The sequence below is a fragment of the Acinetobacter sp. TG2027 genome (assembly GCF_000302435.1).
Taxonomy (GTDB): domain Bacteria; phylum Pseudomonadota; class Gammaproteobacteria; order Pseudomonadales; family Moraxellaceae; genus Acinetobacter; species Acinetobacter pittii.
Map to the genome: position 1 here is coordinate 1 of NZ_AMJN01000047.1, position 24,653 is coordinate 24,653.

The 24,653-nt window shown below is 38.3% G+C and carries 24 protein-coding genes, 1 tRNA gene and 2 pseudogenes; 9 read left to right on the forward strand and 18 right to left on the reverse strand.

Going from position 1 to position 24,653, the window contains the following annotated elements:
* The 6 genes from B806_RS0112135 to B806_RS0112160 form a co-directional block, all read right to left on the reverse strand.
* Positions 1 to 1,170 (reverse strand): TolC family protein (locus tag B806_RS0112135; RefSeq protein ID WP_017403090.1); only part of this gene is annotated, 1,170 nt, incomplete at its 3' end.
* A gap of 274 nt (positions 1,171 to 1,444) precedes the next feature.
* Positions 1,445 to 2,188, reverse strand: coding sequence for an LPS export ABC transporter ATP-binding protein (lptB, locus tag B806_RS0112140; RefSeq protein ID WP_002122331.1), 744 nt, complete (start codon positions 2,186 to 2,188; stop codon positions 1,445 to 1,447).
* Positions 2,188 to 2,736, reverse strand: coding sequence for a lipopolysaccharide transport periplasmic protein LptA (gene lptA / locus B806_RS0112145; protein ID WP_002122334.1), 549 nt, complete (start codon positions 2,734 to 2,736; stop codon positions 2,188 to 2,190). The genes lptB and lptA overlap by 1 nt, the downstream gene beginning before the upstream one ends.
* A complete protein-coding gene (gene lptC, locus B806_RS0112150) occupies positions 2,720 to 3,268 on the reverse strand; it encodes an LPS export ABC transporter periplasmic protein LptC (RefSeq protein WP_005070181.1) in 549 nt (182 codons plus the stop codon). Before lptC ends, lptA begins: the two co-directional genes overlap by 17 nt.
* 37 nt (positions 3,269 to 3,305) lie before the next feature.
* The gene (locus B806_RS0112155; protein ID WP_017403091.1) at positions 3,306 to 3,845 is read right to left on the reverse strand and encodes an HAD-IIIA family hydrolase; all 540 of its coding nucleotides are present in this window, start codon (positions 3,843 to 3,845) and stop codon (positions 3,306 to 3,308) included.
* 3 nt (positions 3,846 to 3,848) lie between these two features.
* A complete protein-coding gene (locus B806_RS0112160; RefSeq protein WP_002122342.1) occupies positions 3,849 to 4,826 on the reverse strand; it encodes a KpsF/GutQ family sugar-phosphate isomerase in 978 nt (325 codons plus the stop codon).
* Positions 4,827 to 5,039: 213 nt separating this feature from the next.
* On the opposite strand from B806_RS0112160, the gene cysS reads away from it, so the two are divergent.
* The 6 genes and pseudogenes from cysS to B806_RS20225 form a co-directional block, all read left to right on the forward strand.
* Complete coding sequence (cysS, locus tag B806_RS0112165; RefSeq protein WP_005076856.1) at positions 5,040 to 6,461, forward strand: cysteine--tRNA ligase; 1,422 nt, start codon at positions 5,040 to 5,042, stop codon at positions 6,459 to 6,461.
* A gap of 63 nt (positions 6,462 to 6,524) precedes the next feature.
* Positions 6,525 to 6,600: transfer RNA gene (locus B806_RS0112170), tRNA-Gly, on the forward strand.
* A gap of 351 nt (positions 6,601 to 6,951) precedes the next feature.
* Positions 6,952 to 7,314, forward strand: coding sequence for a hypothetical protein (locus tag B806_RS0112175; RefSeq protein ID WP_017386659.1), 363 nt, complete (start codon positions 6,952 to 6,954; stop codon positions 7,312 to 7,314).
* A gap of 362 nt (positions 7,315 to 7,676) precedes the next feature.
* Positions 7,677 to 9,653 (forward strand): alkyl sulfatase dimerization domain-containing protein, encoded by a 1,977-nt coding sequence (locus B806_RS0112180; RefSeq protein WP_017403092.1) that lies wholly within the window; start codon positions 7,677 to 7,679, stop codon positions 9,651 to 9,653.
* Between the two features lie 15 nt (positions 9,654 to 9,668).
* Positions 9,669 to 10,571 (forward strand): transporter, encoded by a 903-nt coding sequence (locus B806_RS0112185; RefSeq protein ID WP_228128251.1) that lies wholly within the window; start codon positions 9,669 to 9,671, stop codon positions 10,569 to 10,571.
* Between the two features lie 217 nt (positions 10,572 to 10,788).
* Positions 10,789 to 11,054 (forward strand): annotated as a pseudogene (locus B806_RS20225) (site-specific integrase); the annotation flags it as partial.
* A gap of 141 nt (positions 11,055 to 11,195) precedes the next feature.
* On the opposite strand, the gene B806_RS0112190 reads toward B806_RS20225, so the two are convergent.
* The 5 genes and pseudogenes from B806_RS0112190 to B806_RS0112210 all read right to left on the reverse strand — a co-directional run bounded on the left by B806_RS0112190 (position 11,196) and on the right by B806_RS0112210 (position 14,406).
* Entirely contained in the window at positions 11,196 to 11,825 is a 630-nt protein-coding gene (locus B806_RS0112190) for a hypothetical protein (RefSeq protein WP_017403093.1), read from the reverse strand.
* Positions 11,826 to 12,208: 383 nt separating this feature from the next.
* On the reverse strand, positions 12,209 to 12,802 hold the full coding sequence (locus B806_RS0112195) for a DUF4142 domain-containing protein (protein ID WP_017403094.1): 594 nt from the start codon (positions 12,800 to 12,802) through the stop codon (positions 12,209 to 12,211).
* Between the two features lie 549 nt (positions 12,803 to 13,351).
* A pseudogene (locus tag B806_RS0112200) lies at positions 13,352 to 13,474 on the reverse strand (putative peptidoglycan-binding domain-containing protein); the annotation flags it as partial.
* 70 nt (positions 13,475 to 13,544) lie between these two features.
* Complete coding sequence (locus tag B806_RS0112205) at positions 13,545 to 13,874, reverse strand: hypothetical protein (RefSeq protein ID WP_017386665.1); 330 nt, start codon at positions 13,872 to 13,874, stop codon at positions 13,545 to 13,547.
* A gap of 85 nt (positions 13,875 to 13,959) precedes the next feature.
* Positions 13,960 to 14,406, reverse strand: coding sequence for a helix-turn-helix domain-containing protein (locus B806_RS0112210; protein ID WP_017386666.1), 447 nt, complete (start codon positions 14,404 to 14,406; stop codon positions 13,960 to 13,962).
* Between the two features lie 111 nt (positions 14,407 to 14,517).
* Here B806_RS0112210 and B806_RS0112215 point away from each other — a divergent pair, with 111 nt between their 5' ends.
* Positions 14,518 to 15,783, forward strand: coding sequence for an MFS transporter (locus B806_RS0112215; protein ID WP_017403095.1), 1,266 nt, complete (start codon positions 14,518 to 14,520; stop codon positions 15,781 to 15,783).
* Between the two features lie 133 nt (positions 15,784 to 15,916).
* Positions 15,917 to 16,321, forward strand: coding sequence for a hypothetical protein (locus tag B806_RS0112220; RefSeq protein WP_025466011.1), 405 nt, complete (start codon positions 15,917 to 15,919; stop codon positions 16,319 to 16,321).
* A 94-nt stretch (positions 16,322 to 16,415) separates the two neighbouring features.
* Here B806_RS0112220 and B806_RS0112225 read toward each other — a convergent pair whose 3' ends face one another.
* From B806_RS0112225 to B806_RS0112235, 3 genes are all read right to left on the reverse strand, one after another.
* On the reverse strand, positions 16,416 to 18,185 hold the full coding sequence (locus B806_RS0112225; protein ID WP_017386669.1) for an NAD(P)/FAD-dependent oxidoreductase: 1,770 nt from the start codon (positions 18,183 to 18,185) through the stop codon (positions 16,416 to 16,418).
* A gap of 39 nt (positions 18,186 to 18,224) precedes the next feature.
* The gene (locus B806_RS0112230) at positions 18,225 to 19,466 is read right to left on the reverse strand and encodes an NADH:flavin oxidoreductase/NADH oxidase family protein (protein ID WP_017386670.1); all 1,242 of its coding nucleotides are present in this window, start codon (positions 19,464 to 19,466) and stop codon (positions 18,225 to 18,227) included.
* A 285-nt stretch (positions 19,467 to 19,751) separates the two neighbouring features.
* Positions 19,752 to 20,999 (reverse strand): mechanosensitive ion channel domain-containing protein, encoded by a 1,248-nt coding sequence (locus tag B806_RS0112235; protein WP_005070199.1) that lies wholly within the window; start codon positions 20,997 to 20,999, stop codon positions 19,752 to 19,754.
* Positions 21,000 to 21,241: 242 nt separating this feature from the next.
* Here B806_RS0112235 and B806_RS0112240 point away from each other — a divergent pair, with 242 nt between their 5' ends.
* The gene (locus tag B806_RS0112240) at positions 21,242 to 21,604 is read left to right on the forward strand and encodes a DUF3592 domain-containing protein (protein WP_017386671.1); all 363 of its coding nucleotides are present in this window, start codon (positions 21,242 to 21,244) and stop codon (positions 21,602 to 21,604) included.
* A gap of 4 nt (positions 21,605 to 21,608) precedes the next feature.
* On the opposite strand, the gene B806_RS0112245 is transcribed toward B806_RS0112240, so the two are convergent.
* Genes B806_RS0112245 through B806_RS0112260 form a run of 4 tightly spaced genes read right to left on the reverse strand, consistent with a single transcriptional unit; the run spans position 21,609 to position 24,619 of the window.
* Complete coding sequence (locus B806_RS0112245; RefSeq protein ID WP_017403096.1) at positions 21,609 to 22,253, reverse strand: glycosyltransferase family A protein; 645 nt, start codon at positions 22,251 to 22,253, stop codon at positions 21,609 to 21,611.
* Complete coding sequence (locus tag B806_RS0112250; protein WP_017386673.1) at positions 22,250 to 22,849, reverse strand: class I SAM-dependent methyltransferase; 600 nt, start codon at positions 22,847 to 22,849, stop codon at positions 22,250 to 22,252. The genes B806_RS0112245 and B806_RS0112250 overlap by 4 nt, the downstream gene beginning before the upstream one ends.
* Entirely contained in the window at positions 22,824 to 23,618 is a 795-nt protein-coding gene (locus tag B806_RS0112255; protein ID WP_017386674.1) for a PIG-L family deacetylase, read from the reverse strand. The genes B806_RS0112250 and B806_RS0112255 overlap by 26 nt, the downstream gene beginning before the upstream one ends.
* Positions 23,606 to 24,619: an acyl-CoA dehydrogenase family protein gene (locus tag B806_RS0112260; RefSeq protein WP_017386675.1), complete on the reverse strand. Its 1,014-nt coding sequence runs from the start codon at positions 24,617 to 24,619 to the stop codon at positions 23,606 to 23,608. Before B806_RS0112260 ends, B806_RS0112255 begins: the two co-directional genes overlap by 13 nt.
* Between the last annotated feature and the right edge of the window lie 34 nt (positions 24,620 to 24,653).

Here is a 24,653-nt window from a genome sequence, read left to right on the forward strand (position 1 = left end):
GATCTGATCGAGCACATCCAGATACACAGAATTCACTTTAGATTTAGCGGCTTCTTCTGCATAACTCGCCATTTTTACTTGGGAAGAAACTGCCCCACCTTGATAAAACTGACTGGTGGCTTCAAGCATGATGGAACTATATAAACCGTCGTCTTCATCATTGTTTGGGTTTTTTCCATTAATGGCCTGACTCACCGAGCCTTTCACTGCCAAAGTTGGATAACGTGTTAAACGGGTCTGTTCCTTTTGAGCTTTAGCCACTTCAATGCCCGCTTGTGCCGCGATCATTTTTGGAATGGTATTAAACTCAGGCTCGCCATATAAATCAGATACTTTCACCAAATCATCTGAAATAATCCAACCTGTACGTGAAACATCACCACCCAACAATGTTCTTAAATGTTGTTGGTACTGACGTAATAAAGATTGCTGTGCAATCAAGCCGGACTGTGCAGCTTGTAAATAAGACTGGGCTTGGATCGGGTCAGCCTGACTGCTAATACCAGCGTTTGCACGTAAATTAGCGATTTCCTGAATTCGCTGAATACCCGCAATTTGCTGCTCGGCAATTTTATTTAATTGGAGATAGCGCTGAATGTTGATAATCGACTGAGCCACATCAAGTGCAATATCGTCAATGCTGACCAACACATTCGCCTGTTCGACTTGGAGTTTGGCCTTCTCAACCGATACACCTGATTTGACTTTACCAAAATCATAAAGCATTTGAGTTGCGTTTAAAGTCAATAACTGCCGACCACGCTCGCCACTACTCAAGTCCCCTGTGGTAATACCACCTGAAATTTGAGGATAATAACCTGCCTTTGCAACATCAATACCAGCATTTTGGCCAGCTAAAGTTGAAATGGCTTGGGAAATATCAGGGTTACGCTGGATGGCGATTTTCACCGCTTCCTGCAGAGTCATTTTCCTTGATGGCAAATTTGAATAAGATGAAGCTGCTCTATCATTGAGTTGAACAGTCGGAAACTCCTGCACTCTTGAACGATCTAGCCTAAAATTACTCAACTCTTGCATCTTAGCGACTTTAAATTCATCACTACTTTTAGGGGCAAAAAGTTGTGATAAGTTGTCTTTTAATGTGTGATATTGCTCACTTGGTTTAGCGGCATATATCACCATAGGTACATGCAGTGAAGTTAAAAGCATCAACCCTTTCAGGAAAGCTGGCTTTTTACATGTCCTTTTTACTCTTCTCTGGTTATATCCAATCATGCTTGTCTTGTTGATCTTGTTTGTTATCGTTTAAAAGCTTTTACATTCTACATATTTTTTTGCATAAAGAAGCATAAATGCAGGAATAATTCACACATTATTTTTTCATCAAGTGAACCGTGTAATTTATTGTTTTTTAATAATTAAATATAAAAAAGCTAAAAAGAAGCATTGACCTCTTTTTAGCCAAATAGATTAACTTTTTTATTTAAACTGTAAAATCGTCACCTAAGTAGACTTTACGTACCTGTTCGTTATCCAGAATTTCTTGTGGAGTGCCTTCGGCAATTACCGCACCTTCGCTCACAATATATGCACGTTCACAGATCGCCAAAGTTTCACGTACGTTATGGTCTGTGATAAGCACACCAATACCACGATCTTTTAAGGTCTGGATAATATCTTTAATATCACCCACCGAAATTGGATCGACACCGGCAAACGGTTCATCAAGTAACATAAACTTAGGATCAGCAGCCAATGCACGTGCAATTTCAGCACGGCGACGCTCACCACCAGACACACTCATTCCCAATGAATCTTTAATATGACTGATTTTAAAGTCATTCAACAATTCAGTAAGACGTTGTTGGCGCTGTTGTTTATTTAAATCTTTGCGTGTTTCTAAAATAGACATAATATTTTCAGCAATGGTCAGCTTTCTAAAGATAGAAGCTTCTTGCGGAAGATATCCGATTCCTTTACGTGCCCGTTCATGCATTGCCAAATCGGACATATCAAGATCATCAAGGTGAATTTCACCTTTGTCCATACGCACTAGCCCAACAACCATATAGAAGCTTGTTGTTTTTCCTGCGCCGTTAGGGCCAAGCAAACCAACAATCTGTCCACTTTGCATACTAAAAGATACGTCTTTGACGACCCAACGTTTACTATAGTTTTTTGCTAAGTGCTTAATACACAAAGTTTGGGGTTGAAGAGCTTGTTGCATTAGTCACGCGCTCCTGGGAAACTTTTTGAAGTTGATGGCGGAATAATAATTTGAACGCGGTTTGATGATGAACCTTGAGCTTCAACATCGCCTTTGTTCATACTATATTTCAATGAGTTACCACGGATGCTTGAACCATCTTGATATAGATATGCACCACCAGTCAAAGTAATAATGCCTGTATCTGCATTATAAACAATGGTTTGACCCTCGCCTCGTGCAACGCCCTTGTCAGCACTGATTTGCTGTTGGAATTTAGACGGTCTACCTTTGGCAGTAATCGTTTGAATTTCACGTTTAGAGTTTAGCGTAGCAACAATTGAGTCGGCTTGAAGCTTCATCGTACCTTGCTCAATCACGACGTTACCCGTATAAGTCGTTAAACCCGTTTTCTCATTATAAGTTGCACGGTCTGCCACTAACGAAATTTGTTGATTACGGTCAGACGGTAACGCAAAAGTCGAAGCAGATGATAAAGCAACGAATGTAATTACCGCAGCTTGTTTTAGGAAAGCTGAAGAACGTTTTAAATTAAGACTTTGGTGCATACTTTCCTCGAATATTAAAAAATTCGTACTGACCATTATTCAAATTAGCTTTTAACCCTTTGCTGACAAACTCGGCTTGCGGAGATTGAACAACCACTTGGTGATCTGTTTCAATTTCTCTGGTTTTTGGATATCCAGTTAACTCATCAGTTTGGAATTCAATCTTCCCTTGTGGTGCCAGTTTAGTTGCGACCACATCACCCGATAAAATAACTTTACGGTTATCATCGTAGCCATTTGCCTGTTTTGCAAAGAACGTCGCATCAACTTTGCCATCTTTATACATCGAGGCATTAAGTTGATCCAACTTTGATGTTTTTTGTTGCATATCCTGTTCAAGCTGACGAACTTCAGCACGAATATACAAATTGCCTTGATCATCAGTTTGAGTCAAATGGACGCCCTGCGCTGAATATGTCATATTCTTCGCAGAACCAATGTCTAGTTTTTTTGCCTTGCCACTATAGTAGTAGTAACCACCACTTATAGCAGCAACCACTACAGCAACAATTGATAAAACTCTGGTATCCATGAGCAGGAATAGCCTACCTTTTTAAGTAATCTTATTATTAATGCGGTACTGCAAGATATTTTTCAAGAAGTTCTTGGTAAATGCCTTTTGCGATCAGCAACATATCACAGACTTCACGTACAGCACCACGCCCACCCATCGATTGCGTAACCAAATGCGCACGGCGACGCACTTCTTCGTGACCATTTGGCACAGTAACACTCATACCTGCGATTGCAAAAGCAGATAAATCAGGCCAATCATCGCCCATATATAAGCAATCAGACGGCAAAATATTAAACTGCGCACATGCTTCACGAAGTGTTGAGCCTTTGTCTTCACGCCCTTGAAAGACCAGATCTACACCTAAATCAGACATACGTTTTTCAACAATATTACTTTTTCTGCCTGTAATAATGATGACTTTCATGCCGGCTTGCTGTGCAAGCTTCATTCCTAAACCATCACGAATATCGAATGATTTAATTTCATCGCCACTATTGGTTAAGGTTACGAAGCCATCACTCAAAATACCATCAACATCCAGAACCAATGCCTGTAAATGACGTGCTTGTTCTAACAATGCATAAGATGCCATTGATTAATTTACCCCTGCCTGAATAAGGTCATGCATACTAATTACGCCAATCACTTTGTTTTGGTCATCTACCACCACAAACTGACTAATTTTTTTCAGGTTAAGCTGTTGTAGAGCTTCTACCGCACGTGCTTCTTGAGAAATCGTTGATGGTTTTTTTGTCATCACTTCTGAAACAGGCAAATTCACATCGAAACCTTGCTGTTTATCAATTAAACGGCGCAAGTCACCATCGGTGAAAATACCAAGTAAATGTTCTTGTTCATCTACAATTGTCGTCAAGCCTAAACGTTTATTAGAAATTTCATAAAGTACTTGATTCATTGGTGTATCTGGTGAAACTTTTGGCAGTTCATCGCCTGTATGCATCAGATGTTTTACATGTAAAAGTAAGCGTTTACCCAACGCACCTGCTGGATGCGAACGAGCAAAATCATCTGCAGTAAAACCACGCGCTTCAAGTAAAGCAACAGCCAGTGCATCACCCAATACTAAAGTTGCTGTAGTACTCGACGTAGGTGCTAAACCTAATGGACATGCCTCGTCAGATTCGCCTAAAGTTAAAGCGATGTCAGCATTTTGCGGCATTGGGCCTTTATCATCACGGCTAATGGTAATAAGAGGAACGCCAAGATGTTTGATGAGTGGCATCAACATCATGATTTCATCACTTTTTCCAGAGTTGGAAATCGCAATTAAAACATCACCACGAACCAGCATACCCAAATCGCCATGTCCAGCTTCGCCTGGATGCATAAAGAAAGATGGAGTACCAGTTGAGGCGAAAGTTGCAGCCATTTTACGGCCAATATGCCCTGACTTACCCATGCCAGTGATCACAACACGACCTTTACACTGTAACAATATTTCACAAGCTCGGTTAAAACTGTCACCAATTTGTGTTGCTAACACGTCTAAGGCTTGTTGCTCAATACGCAATGTTGCTAATGCGCTGCTTTGGAAATCTGTAGGATTGGGCATACGAGTTTGACTCAAAATAATTGATCTGATCTCTTGTGAAGATCGGTGATTTTAATCAAAAGATTTGGGGGCATTCTAACATAACTCAATCATCTACACGTTTTTAAATGTATAAGATTTCACAAGCTTATAAAATTCTTGCATAAACCTTTGTGAAAAATGATGCATCAGTTATGATGTAACACTGTTTTTGTTGAGTGTTTGAAAACCCTTATGCAACCGTTTGTTTTATATAACTCTGAGCAACGAAAAAAAGTTGAATTTGTACCTCGCAAAGAAGGTCACATCGATATGTACGTCTGCGGTATGACCGTTTACGACTACTGTCATATCGGGCATGCTCGAGTTATGGTTGCATTTGACTACATTATTCGTTTCTTGCGTAGTCAGGGCTGGAATGTTCGCTACATTCGCAACATTACCGACATTGACGACAAAATCATCAAACGTGCGAATGAGAATGGTGAAACAATCCAACAACTCACTACTCGTTTCATCGATGCAATGAATGAAGATGCAGCGAACCTAGGCTGTTTAGCTCCTGATGAAGCACCTAAAGCAACGGAATATATCGACCAGATGCAAAATATGATTGGCAATCTGGTGAATAAAGGCGCTGCGTACCCTGCTTCAAACGGCGATGTTTATTTTGAAGTCACCAAATTTGAAAAATATGGTCGCCTCTCTGGTCGTAAGCTTGATGATATGCAAGCTGGCGCAAGTGAGCGTGTTGATGTAGAAGTTGAAAAGAAACATCCTTTTGACTTTGTACTTTGGAAACATGCAAAAGAAAACGAACCATCTTGGGCATCTCCTTGGGGTAATGGCCGTCCGGGTTGGCACATTGAATGTTCTGCAATGTCGACTTGCTGCCTAGGCAATCACTTTGACATTCATGGTGGTGGTTCAGATTTAATGTTCCCGCACCATGAAAATGAAATTGCGCAAAGTGAAGCTTCGACTGGCGAGCAATATGTAAACTATTGGATGCATGTTGGCTTCATTAACGTTGATGGTGAAAAGATGTCTAAGTCTTTAGGTAACTTCTTTACGATTCGTGACGTGATGGAGAAATTCCACCCTGAAGTGATCCGCTACTTTATTGTGTCTTCACACTATCGTAGTCCTGTGAACTTCTCTGATGTAGCACTTAAAGAAGCAAAAACTTCTTTAACTCGCTTCTATCATTCATTTAAAGCTTACCAACAAGTGTACGGTCAAACGACAACTGAAACGCTTGATCAAAGCTTTATTGAACGTTTTAACAACGCAATGTGTGATGACTTCAATACTGCTGAAGCAATGGCTGTATTGTTTGAACTGAACAAAGAGTTAAACCGTGCTGTAAAAGAAGAGCAAGCTGACCAAGCGACTGTGCTTTATTCGACATTACGTCATCTCACTAACATTTTAGGTTTGGTACAACACAATGTAGACGATTTCTTAAAATCAGATATTGGACAAGAAGCGCTTGCTTTGTCTGATGCTGAAATTGAAGATTTTATTCAACAACGTGTAGATGCGAAAAAAGCAAAAGACTTTGCGAAAGCAGATGGTATTCGCCAGTCTCTACTCGACCAAGGTGTGGTACTTGAAGATACACGTCAAGGTACAGTTTGGCGTCGTGCTGATTAAACGTTCAATTAGATCACAAGAGTGTTGACACTTTAATGAAACACTCTATAATGTGCTCACATTGCGGGAATAGCTCAGTTGGTAGAGCATAACCTTGCCAAGGTTGGGGTCGCGAGTTCGAGTCTCGTTTCCCGCTCCAAAATTTAAAAACCACTTAATTCTAAAGAATTAGGTGGTTTTTTATTGCCTATTAGTTAGCTAAAAAAGTCAGATTCCTTCCACCTCTTCTTATAATTATCTTTAATCAAATTTAACGGGCTGCATTCTTTCAACAAAGGACAAGATGGTAAGCATCTTTACGATCCTAAATATAGCTAAAAGTATCCTTGAAAAATCTAATATTCAAAGATAGCAAGGGTGGTCGAGACGGAAGAGTTAAGACGGAGGTACACTTCCCTAACAAATTAATTGTTTGGGGATGATCCTCCTCAATTAATATCAAAGTGTATTTAACTCACATATAGGTGTGAACTTGGATATTTATAAAAAAATGATTTGTTCCGCTATTAATATACTTTTGGTCGCTTGTCAGCCACAAGAATCGAGGATCGGAAATAACCATGTGAAAATACCTAGTTATCAATCTAATGGCGTTTTTGCCTCTGCACGATTAAGGGGACCGTTACAGCTAAAACAAGAATGTCTATATATAGATGATATTCTAATTATTTTCCCTGAAGGATATGCAGAATGGGATGCTAAAAATCAAACTTTAACTTATAAAGATAAGAAAATTGCTTTAGGTGAAGAATTAGATTTAGCTGGTGGTTTTGGTAGGTTTGAGCGAGATAGTCAGCGAATTAAAAATTTAAGCCCTTTATGTGATCATACGACTATTTGGATTGCTGGATAACATAGGGATTTATTAAAAGTGCATTTCATAAATTGGGATGCGCTTTTTCTTTTATGTTGTAATTGTTAAAATATTTACTTATCAAATCGCTTAATATCTCAGCTTTAATAGTTAAGCTCATACATTTTGTATGATACTCTCTATTCTTAAAGAAAACTAAATTTACATTATAAAATTTATTTACAAATTAAAAATTAACTTAATAATCTAATATCAGCTTGTCATTCCTAATTATTTTAATAAGCACATAAAAATAAATAAAAAACTTATTAAAAGTAAAAGCGATGACATGAGAGCAAAGAAATTCTCAGTAATATTTTAATACATCATTATTTTTAAATTTTACCAAGGGAACAATCAATATGAAATTTTCAAAAATCGGTTTAGCAAGTATGATTTTTATAAGCCAATACGCATTGGCTGAAGTTAACTCTCCCAAAGATGCAAGTCCAATTACTAAGAAGTATCAAGAAGATTTTAAAAAAGATCTTAAATTTTCAGATAACCAAGATTTTATTGATGCCACACGAGGACTCATTGCATCGTTTCCCAACGGTAAAATTGTTGATAAAGCTGGTAAGGTGGTATGGGATTTAAAATCTTATGAATTTATTAATAACAAAGAAGCCCCACCGACTGTAAATCCGAGCCTTTGGCGCCAAGAACAATTAAATAATATAGCTGGATTGTTTAAAGTAAGTGATGGGATATATCAAGTACGTGGTCTTGATCTGTCAAACATGACGATTATTGAAGGACAAAGCGGATTAATTATTGTCGACCCTTTGATTTCTTCAGAAACAGCTGCTGCTGCTTTAAAGCTTTATCATGACAATATTAGTAAAAAACCTATAAAAGCCGTAATTTATTCACACTCACATGTTGACCACTACGGAGGCGTTAAAGGTATTGTTAATGAGACAGATGTTAAAGCCGGTAAAGTTAAAATTTACGCGCCCAAAGGTTTTTTAGAACACGCTGTATCAGAAAATGTCTATGCTGGCACTGCAATGAGTCGACGAGCTCAATATATGTATGATGCTCTTTTACCTAAGAATGAAAAAGGTCAAGTTGGAGCTGGGTTAGGAAAAACTACTTCTCGTGGTACCGTCGGCTTAATTGCACCAACTGATATTATCGGTGCTCAAAATAATGAATTTGAAAGTGTTGTAATAGATGGATTGAATATTGAATTTCAGTTGACACCAGGTACTGAAGCCCCTGCTGAAATGAATATGTACATTCCTAAATACAAAGCTTTAGGAGCAGCAGAAAATGCAACGCATACCATGCATAATATTCTAACTATACGCGGCGCAGAGGTTCGTAATCCTAAAATTTGGTCAACATACCTTGACAAAACCATCCAACAATATGCGAATAAAACAGATGTGTTATTTGCACAGCATCATTGGCCAACTTGGGGTAAACAACAAATTATCAGCCTTTTATCTGATCAAAGAGATATGTATCAATATATCAATGACCAGACTCTTCGTCTGATTAATTTAGGTTACACACCTGTTGAAATTTCTGAGCAACTCAACTCTCTCCCACCTGCTCTTGCAAAGAAATGGTATAACCGTGGTTACTACGGGACTATGAGCCATAATGTTCGTGCTGTTTATCAGCGTTATATGGGTTTTTATGATGGTAACCCCGCTAACTTAAATCCTTTACCTCCTATTGAAGAAGCTCGCCGTTATATAGAAATGATGGGAGGAGAAAAAGCTGTAATTCAACAGGCCAAAAAAGCATTTGACCGAGGTGAATACCGCTGGGTAGCCACTTTAATGAAACATGTTGTTTTTGCTAATCCTAATTCTAATGAAGGTAAGGTGCTGCTTGCAGACAGTCTGGAACAAATGGGATATCAAGCAGAAGCAGGAACATGGCGCAATGCAATGTTAATGGGTGCTCAAGAATTACGTAATGGGGTACCTTCACCAACATCAAGTACCGCTTCAGCAGATACAATTAAAGCTCTGACAGTAGATATGTTCTTTGATTATCTCGGTATCCGGCTTAATGGACCAAAAGCTGCCAAAGCTGAAGATGCAAGAATGAATTGGGTATTTACTGACACCCATGAAAATCATCTGGTAACAGTTCGCACGGGAGCACTTACACACCGAAAAGTCCCAGAGCCAGTATCAGATGTAGATACTACAATCACACTGAGCCGAGAAACTCTAAATAATATTACTCTTGGTCAAAAAACTTTTAATACTGCTATCCAAGATGGTTCTATCAAAATTCAAGGAAAAGAAAGTGCTGTAACAAACTTATTTAGCAATCTCGATTCGTTCCCCGTGATGTTCAATATCGTTACACCATAAAGGGGGAATTATAAGATGAGAAGATGGATACAGATAAAGCCAAAGTATTTACTAATGATTGCTTATCCTATGATGAATTTGGCATATGCGGATGGTGCTCGTGATTGGGAAAATGTACCCATTAACACTAATATTCTTTTTGGATATTACACCTATTCAAATTCTGAAGTTTCAGTTGATCCAGCTCTTCCAATAGATGGTTTGTCAATTGATGCACATTTCCCAATTATTAGATATGCCAGAACATTTGATTTAAATGGTCAAGTTGGAGGATTACAGCTTGTAGCCCCTTTCGGGAGAGTTACTGGAAGAGTTGATAATACTCATCTAAAAACATCAGCTCGTGGTGTTGGAGATATTGCAGCAATCTTTGTTGCAAATATTTATGGTGCTCCAGCTCTTACTAAAAAGGAGTTTACGACTTGGACTCCCCAGCCATACCTAACAGGCTCTTTAAGTGTCACAGCGCCAACTGGTGATTACAATGGTGACGACTTACTGAATATGGGTAAAAATCGGTGGACTTTTAAACCGCAATTGTCTTATGGCTATTATCTAAATTCGGATACATTGCTAGCGATTAATACCAATATACAATTCTTTACCAATAACGACGAGTATAAGAATACAGGCACTTTGGCTCAAAAAGAACTCTTTGGGGTTGAGGCACATTTGAGTAAAATTCTTAATCCAAAATCTTGGTTAGCGATTTCAAGTTTTTACTCTTATGGAGGCGAAACTAAAGTGAATAACGAGAATCAGGGCAACAAGCAAAAGACTCTAAGAGTTGGCATAGGTGGTAACTATAATATCAATTCTGCAACAGCCCTAAGCATCAGCTTAAATCGTTCAGTTATGAAAGAAAGTTACACCCCAGATGTAACAAATTTCTCGATTAATATTAGTAGAGCTTTTTAATATTAATTAGGCTAAGAATAAATACATGTATCAGAAATTAGATACATGTATTCCTAAGCTTAAGCTAAAACACATAACCATTTCTCGCTCCAAAATTTAAAAACCACTTAATTCTAAAGAGTTAGGTGGTTTTTTATTGTCTATTGGTCAATTCAAAATTCGCATTAAAAAAAGCTTTATATTTCCATTGCAGTACCATGAAATTTGGAGTGTTATTATGCAAAAGCCGGTTAAGCGCGGAGACGCGTGGCGCATCACTGTCCGTTATTTAGGCAAACGTTTACAGCTATTCGAGATACTGCGAGTGAGTGTGAACAGTGGGCCGCTAAAAAATTATTAGAATTACAATCTTAACTGGCTAATCCTGAGTCTGAAAAAATCCATATCTCCTTCTATGTCCTTTTTGAATAGTACTATCAAGAAGAAGGCAGAAAAATGAAGAGTACCCGCTTAATTGTTCAAATACTTAAATGCCTAAAGAAAAAAGAATAATGAAAATATAATTAATATTTTATGATTAAACCCATCATTAAGTTTTTATTGATATTGAAATTAAAAATTGGCTTAAAAGTATATTATCGCAAAGTCTCCCCCATTGAGGAGACTTTCTAAGTATTAAATGACTTAAGGATGAATTTTTTTCAATCCGTCTTCTACAGCAAATTTAGCTTCCTCCCACTGTAAACGTGAACTGCCTTTAACTTGTTCCCATTTAGTTTTCAATTTAGATTCAACCTCGGAAAAATTAATTTCTGCATTATTATCTACACGATTTTCATAACCTAAACGATAAGCCGCCCGATAATCACGATCATATTCTAGATTCTTGTCTTCAGTATAATATGGCATTTTTTTATAGTTTTCTCGCCAATAATTATCTTCTTCTTGCCAAGAATTACTATCATCTTTTTGATTATTTGTTTGAGCTATATCATTACCTGCTATTCCCCCTACTACACCACCAATAATCCCTCCAACAACAGCACCTGGAGGACCCCCAACAACACCGAATGCAGCACCTATAGCCGCTCCTCCCAAGGTTCCTGCACTTACAGCTGCCAAATCTTCTCCCCCTTCATTCATATCAGGTACATGATTGTTATTGGTCGGTGGTGAGTTTAAATCTGGACGAGCATTATCATTCGTGGATGAAGTATCTTGTATTGGTTTGCTATTTAATACATTACTATTGGAAGATGGCTCTTTTTGAATAGTATGATTACCATCTGAAATTGATTTTTTTGTATTTACCATTTTCTTACTCCCTATATTTTAAAATCTAGTGTCTTTTAAAAGAGCTAGAACATAAAAAGGATTTTTGGAATATGCCGAACAATTATTAGTATAATTTACGTTTCCGTTATTTGTGTTTTATAAGTGTCCACATTAAGTGAGGAGATGTTATTAATTAATAAAAAGTATTTCATATTTATAAAAATTCTTGTCGAGAGAGTCTTCATAATTACATCATGCTTCATCTCACAATCATTATATTTCGCTAGAATAAACATTGCCGATAACATTCCAGCTTTACCCTGATCGACAAGAAATTATGATTTTATTTATAACAATTTAAAAAACCTAGTTAATTAATACTAGGCTTTTTAAATTTATTTTTAAAAGATAATAATTGTATATTATTTCATCTTTTTAAATATATCTTCAGCTGCTTTTAGGTGTTTCGCAACGGCGTCACGTGTTTGTATGAGCATATTTTTTAATTCAGAACTTTTCGTGTTTGGTATTAACTGTTTATCAATTATTGTCAAAACTTTACGGTGAACTTTAACTTGACTCATCATATAATTTTTATCAGTATCTGATGTTATTTGATTAAGCTTACTAACAATTTTATCACTATCATTTTGCAATGATTTACTAAGATTACTGGTTTGCGAAATCAACTGTAACCGACTTGCCAACGCTTGTGCATTTTTTTCATTGGCTGAATGTTCTTTAATCATCATTTCAGCATATTTCTTAGCTTCATCCATTTTTAGTTTTGGCAATGCAGTTTTTGCCTGCTTAATTTCACCATTATTAGCTGTACTTAATATCTTGAAAATTTGATTATCAGTCAAATTTTCATGGTTTTCATTTAATATTTTAGAGTGATTCTTCCCATCATTTATAGTTTGTTGATTCGCTGCCATAATCTCAAATGCACTGAAGCTTAAAATACCACTAATTGCGATACACCTAATAATTTTCTTCGTTAAAATAGCTTTCATACCAATATCCTTTAACTTAATTCATGAGTATTTCTACCTGTGGGTAGCTTTTTCACATTTCCAATCTATATCCCTACTTGTAAATTCAAGGTTGGGATTATTTATTCATTATTTCAATCAACCATATTTATACCGCTCGTTGAATATTCTTCGCAAAGGGTAAATAGCTTATTTAAAGTAGATTATATAAATTTAATAATAAATCATGCACCTGTATCCAATCTTATTAATGTAAATATAAAATATATATAATTTTAAAAAACATTAACTTAAAAACAATTTTTATTTTTTATTTTTACGAAAATAACAATAAAGCTCGTTATATTAACTTATAGATACTAAAGCCAAAATTAAATATATTTAAAGAAAATTTAAACCAATTTAACTTATTCACACATCTATAAAAAAGCGTTCTCCTAAAGACTTTAATTCACACACTGCACACACAAACAGTGACATGCACTTTTGTAGATATCGCATGAGCTGTGCATCCTGAAATTAGAATACACAGCGAAATCAAAACCTTCATAGTGAAACGCGGTTAGCGATCTAACCATAAAAGAATTGCTCTTGGGTAGGATTTCGTTCACAGATTTCAATGTAACGTTGGCCTTGCATGATATTAAGAACTCGAACTAATACCTTCTCTCCTTCTTTACCGCGCTTAGCCAGTGTTAGTGAAGAGGTAAGTAAGAAATAAAGTTCTATCTTCCAACCTAAGCTAGCCATCTCCCCCTAACACTCACATATTTTTAGCTAATTCTTTTGTCAAACATTGTTCATGCCAAGTGGTTTGAAAATTTTCGACAGCTTTTGACTTAATGAGAGGATCTTCAAATAGCTTTGAAGAATATGCAGATTTGATAAGCTCTTGATAAAGTTGTTTGGCTTGTTGCTCTTCAAGATGATTGGCGATGTCATGTAACTCTTTAGCGGGCACTTCATGTTGTCTAGCATCCATCACGCCACTCGCTGCTTTTTTCACAGTTTCACAGTAATGAAGTTCCATTGCTTCCGATGCTGCATAACATTGCATTGAAATTGCGCTTATAAAGAGGAATATAAATCTCATAATCTCACCTTAATTTGACGCGCAAGGTTATCAACTAATCTCTGCAAATTTAAGTTAAAAAAGGTTATTTTTGTTTTCTCTTCTTTTATTTCACCTTTTGCACTTCAGTATTAGAAGCTCTCAGCACTGTTCCATCTACCGCGACTGGTACCATAAATGGAATTTGCTGACCTGTATTTTTATCAATTAACAGAGAATGGCGCTCACCATTTTCAAATAGGTTGTGCTCTCCCCATTGTCGTAAAGCCACAATCACTGGGAACAAACTCTCCCCTTTAGCGGTCAATACATATTCTTGATAAGCCGTGCCATCTGAAGCATCTTGCAGTTCAAGAACACCAGCATCCACTAACTTTTTCAGCCGGTCAGAAAGAATATTACGTGCAACGCCTAAGCTGCGCTGAAAATCTCCAAAACGGCGCATTCCATCAAAAGCATCACGCACAATAAGCAGTGACCAGCGATCCCCTATGAGATTGACGCAGCGCGCAACAGGACAAGGTTCATTTTTTATCAATGTAGAGTTCGCCATTGAGTTTCCTTACCAATCATCAGCAACAAGTTATCTAGTTGCATTTTAAAACTAGTCGATCTAACATTCAACTAGTTGCATTTTAAAACTAGATTAACTGGATTTAGGACAATGAAAGCTTCTCTTGCATCTTCAACCTCAACCACTGAAAGTGATAAACCGCTTTCAAGCATGCCTCGTGGCGTAATTTTGCTATTTGCGATTGCTAGTGGTGCAAGCGTAGCAAATGTCTATTATGCGCAGCCCTTGCTCGACATATTGGCGAGAGACTTTAACGTTAGTCATGCCTCCATTGGTGGTGTGGTGACAGCAACTCAAGTAGGTTGTGCCCTAGCTTTAATCTTTTTAGTGCCGTTGGGTGATTTGGTAAATCGGCGTCGGTTAATGACACTGCAACTACTAGCCTTAATATCAGCATTGCTTGTGGTTGCCTTTGCTCATTCTACGATTATTCTTTTGGTAGGAATGCTTGCGGTGGGTTTACTCGGTACAGCCATGACACAAGGTCTTATTGCCTATGCTGCAAGTGCTGCGACCCCATATGAGCAAGGACATGTGGTCGGTACTGCACAAAGTGGTGTGTTCATTGGTTTATTACTTGCTCGCGTATTTTCAGGGGGAATTAGTGATGTGGCGGGTTGGCGCGGCGTGTACTTCTGTGCAGCCCTCATCATGCTCATGATTGCATTGCCCCTTTGGAAACGTCTGCCTCATTTAAATATTCAACCCAGTGCCATGCGCTACCCGCAGCTTCTGGCTTCTATGCTCAAGTTACTGCGCCAAGAAAAAGTACTCCAAGTGCGCGGTGTGTTAGCTTTACTCATGTTCGCGGCATTTAATATTTTCTGGAGTGCATTGGTACTACCGTTAAGTGAGCCGCCTTACAGTTTCTCGCATACTGTAATTGGGTCTTTTGGACTCGTTGGAGTGATTGGTGCTTTGGCTGCTGCACGTGCGGGTTACTGGGCCGACCGTGGATATGCTCAGCGTACAAGCTTGGCAGCACTGTTAATATTACTGCTCGCATGGGGTCCACTTTCACTCATGGCCTACTCGCTCTGGGCACTTGTGATTGGCATCGTATTACTAGACTTAGGAGGACAAGCTCTGCATGTGACTAACCAGAGTATGATTTTTCGTACTCGTCCTGAAACGCATAGTCGGCTTGTTGGTCTATACATGCTCTTTTATGCGGTAGGTAGCGGATTGGGTGCAATCAGCACAACAGCGACTTATGCTTATGCTGGTTGGCTTGGCGTGTGTGCACTCGGCGCAGGTGTTAGCCTTCTGGCATTATTATTTTGGCGAATGACACGACATATCATGCCTCAAATCACTCATGAAAAAGATAACAATATACAAATAAATAAAATATAATAATCCAAAGTTTTATAAGCCCATGAATAAGAAAGTTTAGTCTTTAAATCTTAAGTTCGAGCGGTAATAGAATGAAATCTTCTTTAACAATCTAAAGATTGATATGCAACTTTAGACAATTACTATCAAATATATGCAAATCCCTATAGGAACAAAATTGGGTATTAATAATAAATTGCTTTACACGGTTGTATTTGCCCTTGTTGCAGGATGCCACCAGCAAGAAGCAAACGACAGTACAAATGCTGTGAAACTCCCAGCCTATCAGTACAATGGTTTCTCTGGTTCAGCACGCTTAAAAGGAAACTTAGAGTTAAAGCAAGGATGTCTTTATGTGAAAGATATACTCATTGTCTTTCCAGAACATAGCGCTCAGTGGGATGCTGAAAAAAACACTTTAAATTATAAAGGTCAGCAGATCGGCTTAGGGGGCATATTAGATATTGCTGGAGGTATTGGTAATTTTGAGCAAGACAATTTACGTATTAAGCATTTGAGCCCCATGTGTGATCATCAGAATATTTGGTTTGCTGGATAATCTTTATTGAAGAGTATGAGTAGAAAAGCCCCTATCAATTGGGACTTTTCTTGATTTAATAGAATTGTATTAAAAAATTTTCTAAATACTTAATCTAGATAATTAAACGATCCGCAACATTAACTTTATGAATAATTTTAGATTGTCGTCCCATTTTAATACTTGCCTTTAAGGGATCGAAATCAACTGGCCATGAACTAAGTAATGATTTGTCAGCAATTACTTTACCCGCTCTGACTTCAGCATGTAAATCACGTCCCACAACTTCACTGGCTGCAAAAACACCACTTAACATAGAGCCTACTGTACCTGCTCCAGTTTTTGTACTACACCCGGCTAGATACAAACCTTTAATTACTGTTTTCGTACCGGGTCTAAATAGACCAAATTGGGTAATCCTAGACTCTAAACCATACGCTGCACCACCCGAAGATAATGTATAACGTTGTTGGGTTGCTGGTGTCCCTAATTCTCTTAATTTTACCTTCGCCTTAGCTTCTGGATAAACTTGTTCAACTCTTTGTAATAAGCCATCGGTCACTATTTCTTTGATTTCCTGATAATTAGAGTGTTCACGGTATTCACCAGTTAACATCTGCTCTTCAGTAATTCCCCATAATTTTGGAGCAAAAGGTGCCAACGTTTGAACTTCTATTGCCGAATGGCCTGATGGTGCACTATGTACGTTACTCGGATCTCTTCGGGTTGAACTTTGAATATATGCGGGTTGATTTTCAGCAAAATCATTTGCCCAGTCAAAAGCGTTGCGTTTATGCGCTCTACTTAACATGCGACTATTAATGTTGGCTAAACTTAGATAAGACTTGGCCGCTTTCCAGTTTGGAATTACAAAATAATTTGAATTCGTCGTTTCAGATAAATCTAATTCAACCCCAAAATAGGCGTTGATTAAGGGCCATGACATTTTCCAGTTTTCATTTTTTTTGACTATGCTACGAGGTAAATTTTCATGCCCAACCAGATCACGATAGGTACGTTTAATATCCGCATTTGAAATGATAGCTTTAGAATGGATGATTTCCCCACCCTCAAGTTCAACACCTACTGCCTGTCCATTTTCAATAATGATCCGATCAACTTTAGTGTCAGTACGAATTTCACCGCCATGAGTTAATACTACCTCGGCAAAACCCGCCGCTAGCATTTGGCCCCCGCCTTTTGGATACCATCCACCACGTACGACATAGTGTTTAAGAAATCCTGCATATAAGGCTACAGGCATAACCAAAGAAGACGTTGCAAGAGCCCCACACTGGACAGACAATACCAAACTTAATTTTGGAGAAAGCCCACATGCAGCAAATAAACTTGGTAACGGGGCCATTACCCAAGGAGCTGCCGTTCCGCTGTCTTTAAATAATTTCAACATATCCGAAGTCGAACTGGTACTACGTCCAATATCTAATGCATCACCAATTTTCTGTACAACAGACACAAACCTTCTTAATCCTTTCTCTTCATTAGGAAACTGTTCAATCAGATTATGTAAATAGTTATCCCAACCTAGTGGAATTTTTATTTCTAAATCAGGCCCGACAATAATATCGAAAGCTTTATTATCAAGTGGTAACCATGTGATTTTATCTTCTAATCCCAGACCTCGAAGTAAATTGGGCACTTCTCCATTTTCGCCGCAGTCTCCTACGTAGTGCACGCCTACATCAAATTCCCAATTAGGTTTACGGCGAAATACATGTGAACATCCACCTAAAACACTATAACTTTCGAGTAATAAAGTTTTTTTACCTGCCGCCGCACAGTAAGCTGCGCTACTAAGACCACCTAGACCAGCGCCGATAACGATGACATCCCATTGAGCACTATTTATTTGATTATTTTGCATTGGTTACCTCAAAAGTAATTTATAGCTAGCGTCATGTGACTAAGAAGCTCGCAATCGACGAGTTTTGAAAATCCCCAAGCCTTTATCTTTAATATCCAAAATAAAAGATTTGAGTCCATTTTCATTTGGAATTGGCAAGCGTCCTCGCCCCAATCGATGTATCTGACGTGTATACCAAGTGATTTCCAACGCCCCCAAGTTATCAATAAACTTGATGCCCGTAGTTAAAGGTTTAACTTGATTTATCGTTTCAAGCCCACTTAGTAAACGCTTTGATGCCAACGGTTCAATAGCAAAAATTCGCCCAAGACCAACAAAATCTAAATCGTTATTCGAGAGAGCACTTTCGATCCCTTGTAAGCTTCTAAAGCCACCTGTCACCATAAGTGGCACTTTACTCAGCTCACGAACTTTTTTAGCAAAGTCTAAAAAGTAGGCTTCACGGGAGATTGTTGATTCTTTCGGTGTACCCAACTGCATGATCGGTTTTTCATAGGTTCCGCCAGAAATCTCGATCAAGTCAATTCCGACCTCATCTAGTGCTTGAATGGTTGCGAGTGATTCTTCTTCGGTAAAGCCGCCTCTTTGAAAGTCGGCTGAGTTCAATTTAATACTTACCGGATAGTCAGGCCCAACCCGATTTCGAATTGCTTTATAGACCTCAAGAACAAATCTACGTCGATTTTCGGCACTCCCACCCCACTGATCTGTACGGCGGTTATGGTGCGGAGAAAGGAACTGGCTAATTAAATAACCATGTGCACCATGTAACTGAACACCGCTAAAACCTGCTTTCTTGGCAATCTCAGCAGTGTTTGCATAGCGTTGAATAAGATCTTCAATTTCGTTTTGGGTCAGCTCTCTGGGTGTAGCAAAAACTGCTGCCATTTTGGGGCTGAAAGGTACAGCTGACGGTGAAACAGTTTCTTTATTTAACCCTCGAATTGCTTGTTTACCCGGATGATTGATTTGCATCCAGACTTCACTACCGCCCGATTTAGCAACCTCTGCCCATTCTTTGATTAAGGCAAAATCTTTTTCGTCTTCAATAATGACATTGCCCGGTTCACCAATTGCTTTAGAGTCAATCATCACGTTACCCGTGATCAAAACCCCAGCTCCTGATTGCGACCAAGTTCGGTATAGCTGAATCAGCTCTTTACTTGGTCGACCATCTGTATGTGCCAGCCCTTCACTTAAAGCTGATTTAATAAGTCTATTCTTTAACGTAAGGGTATTCTTCAATACAAATGGCGATGCCAGTTTTAATCCGTTTTCCATTTCTAGACCTCTAATCTTATTCTTTAGTTAAATCTCATAGCCTGTCATTTAAATTAAGAGAAATTATTTTTCTCTTTCTCAAGATAGTTACACATTAAGTTCCAAAATGGAACTTGTTAATATCATTAAAGGATAATTCCTCTGTCAGAACGGTCAAAGCTTAAAAATTAATCTTTTTGAAATAATGAGTAATATAAATATTTGAGAGTAAGAAAAATTAAAAAAAGCCCCCGTCTGGGAGCTTTTTCCAAATAGTTTATGCGCTGTTATTTACAGCTTAAAAAATTAACTTGGGTGAATTTCTGCCGTCAATCTTTGCAAATCATGACCCGAAGGTGCTTGGTAAACACGTAAACCAAACTCGGGAAGAATCGCAATTAAATGGTCAAAAATATCTGACTGAATTGCCTCATAAGAAACCCAGGCAATTGTGTTGGTAAATGCATAAATCTCTAGTGGCAAACCTTGGCTGGTCGGTTGTAACTGACGAACAATAATCGTTTGATTTTGAGCAATGCCCTTGTGCTGACGTAAGTAAAATTCAACATAAGCTCTAAATGTACCAATATTGGTTAGACGGCGCTTGTTGTAACGAGATTGATTGCTTAAATGCTTATTGAATTCTTCAATTTCAGAATTCTTTGCATTTAAGTATTGATCTAGCAATAAAAAGTCTTTGAGCTTTTGTTGCTCTTCATCACTCATGAAATGAACGCTACTTTGATCGATAAAAAGTGAACGCTTCATTCGACGGCAACCCGAATTGCTCATACCACGCCAGTTTTTAAATGTATCGGTCACGAGCTTATTGGTCGGAATGGTGGTATAGGTTTTATCAAAGTTTTGAACAGTCACGGTATGCAGTGAAATATCAATTACATCACCATCTGCATTGAGTGATGGCATTTCAATCCAGTCGCCAATGCGCACCATGTCATAAGATGCAATTTGTACACTCGCCACCAAAGACAAAATGGTGTTTTGGAAAACCAGCATTAATACCGCTGCCATTGCACCAAAACCAGCGAGTAAAGTGAACACATCCTTTTTAAGGAATGTTCCCAAAATCATGAGGCCACACACAACAAATAAAATGAGTTTAACCAGTTGTAAGTAACCTTTAATCGGCTTGTTTCTAGATTTTGGATTACGCTGATAAATAAGATTAAAGATATTTAACAGCTCGCTGACCGTAAGCGCGAGTGTAAGAAAAATGAATGCTTGTGCTGCCATCTCTACAAAAGCAATGAACTTTGGAGATAGATGAGGCACTGTTGCAATACCGTTCATAATCACAACAGCAGGAACAATATTTGCAAATTTCTTTATAACGCTATGCTGAGCAAAAATAGACTGATTTGGTGATTTGAGTTTTGTGACTAAATGACGAACGCCCCGAACAATAATGCGTTTGGCAATAAAATTTGCTATTGCAGCAAATAAAATTAAAATCGTGAGTGAAACCAACATTTCTAGCCAAGGATATTGACTTAACTCACCCCGAATATCGCGGAAAAAATTTAAAAAATCCAAACCTATACACCTTTAAAATTTCTTTTGTAGAATTTTAGGGGTTAAGAACGTTTCTCATAAGGTTTGTTTACATATGTAGTCATAAATACAACAACTAAGTTATATACCCTGCCCAAATTTACTTATGATCCGTTAATTTTAAAGCTTCATCTGCTTATGTTTCAGACCAATTATATAAACTAGATTGGGCTTATCAGTTCATTTAGAATAATGTGTTAAATGAATAATCCTGGTTTGAGTGAGTGAAATTTTCTGATTTTTTAACTTTTATTGGAACAGTCTGGTTCAGCTTATTGTTTATCTATATTGCTTGGACATTTTTTCTTAAAAGTCAGTTTCAAAGATTTTTGATTTATAAACGAGGAAAGATGACTTCTGCCGAGGTCGAATATTTTCAAGACTCATTAGCTAAGGTGCAATATCGCCCTTTATGTTATGTCAAATTGAAATTTCAAACTGAACAAGGCCAAGTCATTACTGAAAATCTAAAGGTGCTTATTGCTAAGCAAGATCACTATAAATATAAAGTCGGTAGTATTATTAATATTAAATATGACCCTAAAAACTTAAAGAATATTTCGATATTGGGCGAAGTGATGATTTAGGTCATTAGAGATTATTTAAAAAATACGAAAATCCCTGTGGGGCGCGCCCATTTAAACGACTACTTGTGGTTACTCGTACCAGATTACTCCAAGTAATATTGCAACAATGCTTGATCAATTTTTTGATTAAAGACACGTCTTCATGACATGAAATAGGCTCAAAGCCACCAACCAACAGATAGACCTCTGCACTAAAACTTAAATTTGCCCCGTGAATATGCGCGTGGTCCATCTGATCTTTATAGTGCGCTAAATATTTTTGCTGTTTCGTTATAGAGAGATGACTAAAATCGTCTAGCGTTACAGTACCGCAAATTGCATCTGTGGGTTGGTGCTGGATTTGATAGCGCAGCCAATCAGGACTCACTACGGTGTCTGCATCGGTACAGGCAATCCAAGTTACACCACACCCGATTAAATGACGGATTCCCAAATCCCTCGCCTTGCCGACACATGCATAATTGCATTCAATCCAGTTAATGTGATGGCTTTGGACAATCAACCGCGACTGGTCTGTACAGCTATCGAGTACAACAAGCACTTCTACCTCATAACCACTAATGTTATCTATGGCGACCTGAATAGATTGCAAACAGGCCGATAGATAATACTCTTCGTTATGCGCTGGAATGACGATACCTATTTTCATCTTAGTTTTTCCTGCTGTGCTAAAGAGGAAGTGTTCGCCGTCCACAGATCAATCATAAAATCTGGATCGTTTAAACTGAGGTAATGATGAAATGGGAAATGTTGCTGAAAAGCTTGATGGACTTGCTCTGCATTTAAATCAAAATCTTGAATTTCATGACGCCAGTGACAACACAGAATCTCGCCGCCATCATTTAAACTATACTTTAACTTTTCAATAAACTGATGCAATTCATCTGCCGATAAGTAATAGGCCATCTCACTAATTAAAATGAGGTCAAATTTTTGAATCGAGTAGTCTTCGGGTATTTTTCTGTTTTCAACCACAACATGCTCGAACTCTTGTAGCCGCTCGGAAGCTAAATGAACAGCACGCGCAGAGACATCTATACACAGTAACTCCTCGGCTCTTTGCGCCAAATGAAAACTTAAATGTCCATTTGAACAGCCGACTTCTAGCACCTTTAGGTAGCGGGGTTTTGTCAGCAGCGCAAGACAAATTTGTCTTTTACGAGCTTCATACCAATGAAAGTCATAGCCCCATGGGTCACTGTTATGACGATATAAATCTTCAAAGTACACGCGAGAATGAATCACTCAAATAAACCTCATAAGGCATTAAAAGACGTTTAATCGCATTTGGAGAGAGAACCGCAGCATTACCCGTAGTTTCATCTGCTTCAAGTTGGGTTTTAAACTGCAAAATTGCTTGATGTTTTTTAGTTAGCTGTTCTTCGGTTAAGCGGTAGGCTTTTGCTCGGTGCCAATCAATGCGTGGGTCTAAAGGCTCTGCCCAATGCCAAGTCCAAATTAATACGTGTAAACAGAGTAGTTGCTTAGCGGTTGCATAGGCTTGTACGGTTTTACCCACGGCTTCATGGTCTGGGTGACCATCAAATTCATAGCTACAAATTAGAATATCGTCGGCTTGAACTAACTTGTCTAAACTCTGCCACAGTTGATCGGTTTGCAAATGAATCTGACCATCTAACAAATTAAGCTCTATATGCTCGGTTGACTCTGCTACGCCTAGACAATTTAAGGCTGCCAAGCTTTCTTGCGGGCGAAGAATATTAAGCTGATCTGGAGGATATTTTGTAGATTTAGGATGACTTTGTGTGCCGTTACTGACAGCTAAAACCACTATTTTACAATTCAGCGTAATCAGTTGCTGCATTAACCCGCCACAGCCAAGCACTTCATCATCAGGATGTGGAGCGACAATCACCACTCTTTTTGAGCGAAATAACTCAAGATCTAAAGCTGCTAACGGTTGTTCTTGAAATGCCTTTAACCATTGCTCTTTGGCCGTACCCTCACCAAAAATAACGCGGTCTTCAACCAAAGGATGTTTTAAAGTTCCCATAGGCTTTGCTCCGACACACAGAGTTCTGCAATTTGTTCATAGTCAAAAGCAGCATGACTTTGCCTAATAAACACAGGCAGATCAGCCATGAGCTGAGCAAATGTCGCATCTTCACAAAAAGGACGAGCACCCAAGGCTTTCCCTACTCGCTCAATAACGCTGAGGCAGCATTGTTCTGTTTGGGCACGTAATATGCGTATTTCCCGCTCATGACTTAGCGTTGGTTTATGGTCTATGAGCTTGGCCACATATTGAAAATACTGTTTAGTGATTTCTAGCTGCTGAGCGACCTCGCCTAAATACAATTTTTTATAAGGATTCGGATTTGCCTGACAGCTTTCTTGCAAAAAGTTAGCTAGACGCACGGCGGCACCATACCAACAGGCCGCAACACCTGCTGCGCCATGCCAAAAACCTGGGCGTTTTAAATAACTATTTGGCTGACCAATCAATTTAACAGGTGTATTTTTAAAAGTTACTTGCGCAGTCTGTGTCGCATGCATGCCTACAGCGTGCCAGTGGCTTAAATCGGTGGTAATGGATGGATGACTTAAGTCGACAATACAAAGCTGCGCCAGCCCTTGCTGATCTTTATAACTTATTAAAGCTTTTTCAATGAATTCAGCACCAGAGCACCAAGGTTTTATGCCATTACAAAGATTGTCTTTTATTCGCAATGGTGCTGTTCCACCGTCTGCTGCCCAAACTGCCCAGGTCTGGTCATCTATTTCTTGCTGATAACCCAATTCATTTAAAATGCTTAAAGCATCACAATGAGACTCAAAAAGCTTAGCTAGACTTAAATCAACTCCAGCAATCTGCGCAAAAAGTTGCCAACGTTGATAGGTTTGACCCGAAGCTGGATGAGGCAAATTTTGAGTTAAATTTACAAGCTGAAAAAGTAAATTTATACGAAGCTTACTTTTATCTTCAGCTAGGGCAGCTTCAAATTCACTCAAACTGCTCAGTATCGTCATGTTTATAGGTATTTTAATATTCATTGCAAATAATTATTTATAAGACTTAACCCAACCA

Bases quoted from the DNA above. Each gene is read 5' to 3' on its own strand.
- lptB (WP_002122331.1), bottom strand. From the start codon at position 2,188: ATGCAACAAGCTCTTCAACCCCAAACTTTGTGTATTAAGCACTTAGCA.
- lptA (WP_002122334.1), bottom strand. From the start codon at position 2,736: ATGCACCAAAGTCTTAATTTAAAACGTTCTTCAGCTTTCCTAAAACAA.
- lptC (WP_005070181.1), bottom strand. From the start codon at position 3,268: ATGGATACCAGAGTTTTATCAATTGTTGCTGTAGTGGTTGCTGCTATA.
- B806_RS0112155 (WP_017403091.1), bottom strand. From the start codon at position 3,845: ATGGCATCTTATGCATTGTTAGAACAAGCACGTCATTTACAGGCATTG.
- B806_RS0112160 (WP_002122342.1), bottom strand. From the start codon at position 4,826: ATGCCCAATCCTACAGATTTCCAAAGCAGCGCATTAGCAACATTGCGT.
- cysS (WP_005076856.1), top strand. From the start codon at position 5,040: ATGCAACCGTTTGTTTTATATAACTCTGAGCAACGAAAAAAAGTTGAA.
- B806_RS0112175 (WP_017386659.1), top strand. From the start codon at position 6,952: ATGATTTGTTCCGCTATTAATATACTTTTGGTCGCTTGTCAGCCACAA.
- B806_RS0112180 (WP_017403092.1), top strand. From the start codon at position 7,677: ATGAAATTTTCAAAAATCGGTTTAGCAAGTATGATTTTTATAAGCCAA.
- B806_RS0112185 (WP_228128251.1), top strand. From the start codon at position 9,669: ATGAGAAGATGGATACAGATAAAGCCAAAGTATTTACTAATGATTGCT.
- B806_RS0112190 (WP_017403093.1), bottom strand. From the start codon at position 11,825: ATGGTAAATACAAAAAAATCAATTTCAGATGGTAATCATACTATTCAA.
- B806_RS0112195 (WP_017403094.1), bottom strand. From the start codon at position 12,802: ATGAAAGCTATTTTAACGAAGAAAATTATTAGGTGTATCGCAATTAGT.
- B806_RS0112205 (WP_017386665.1), bottom strand. From the start codon at position 13,874: ATGAGATTTATATTCCTCTTTATAAGCGCAATTTCAATGCAATGTTAT.
- B806_RS0112210 (WP_017386666.1), bottom strand. From the start codon at position 14,406: ATGGCGAACTCTACATTGATAAAAAATGAACCTTGTCCTGTTGCGCGC.
- B806_RS0112215 (WP_017403095.1), top strand. From the start codon at position 14,518: ATGAAAGCTTCTCTTGCATCTTCAACCTCAACCACTGAAAGTGATAAA.
- B806_RS0112220 (WP_025466011.1), top strand. From the start codon at position 15,917: ATGCAAATCCCTATAGGAACAAAATTGGGTATTAATAATAAATTGCTT.
- B806_RS0112225 (WP_017386669.1), bottom strand. From the start codon at position 18,185: ATGCAAAATAATCAAATAAATAGTGCTCAATGGGATGTCATCGTTATC.
- B806_RS0112230 (WP_017386670.1), bottom strand. From the start codon at position 19,466: ATGGAAAACGGATTAAAACTGGCATCGCCATTTGTATTGAAGAATACC.
- B806_RS0112245 (WP_017403096.1), bottom strand. From the start codon at position 22,253: ATGAAAATAGGTATCGTCATTCCAGCGCATAACGAAGAGTATTATCTA.
- B806_RS0112255 (WP_017386674.1), bottom strand. From the start codon at position 23,618: ATGGGAACTTTAAAACATCCTTTGGTTGAAGACCGCGTTATTTTTGGT.
- B806_RS0112260 (WP_017386675.1), bottom strand. From the start codon at position 24,619: ATGAATATTAAAATACCTATAAACATGACGATACTGAGCAGTTTGAGT.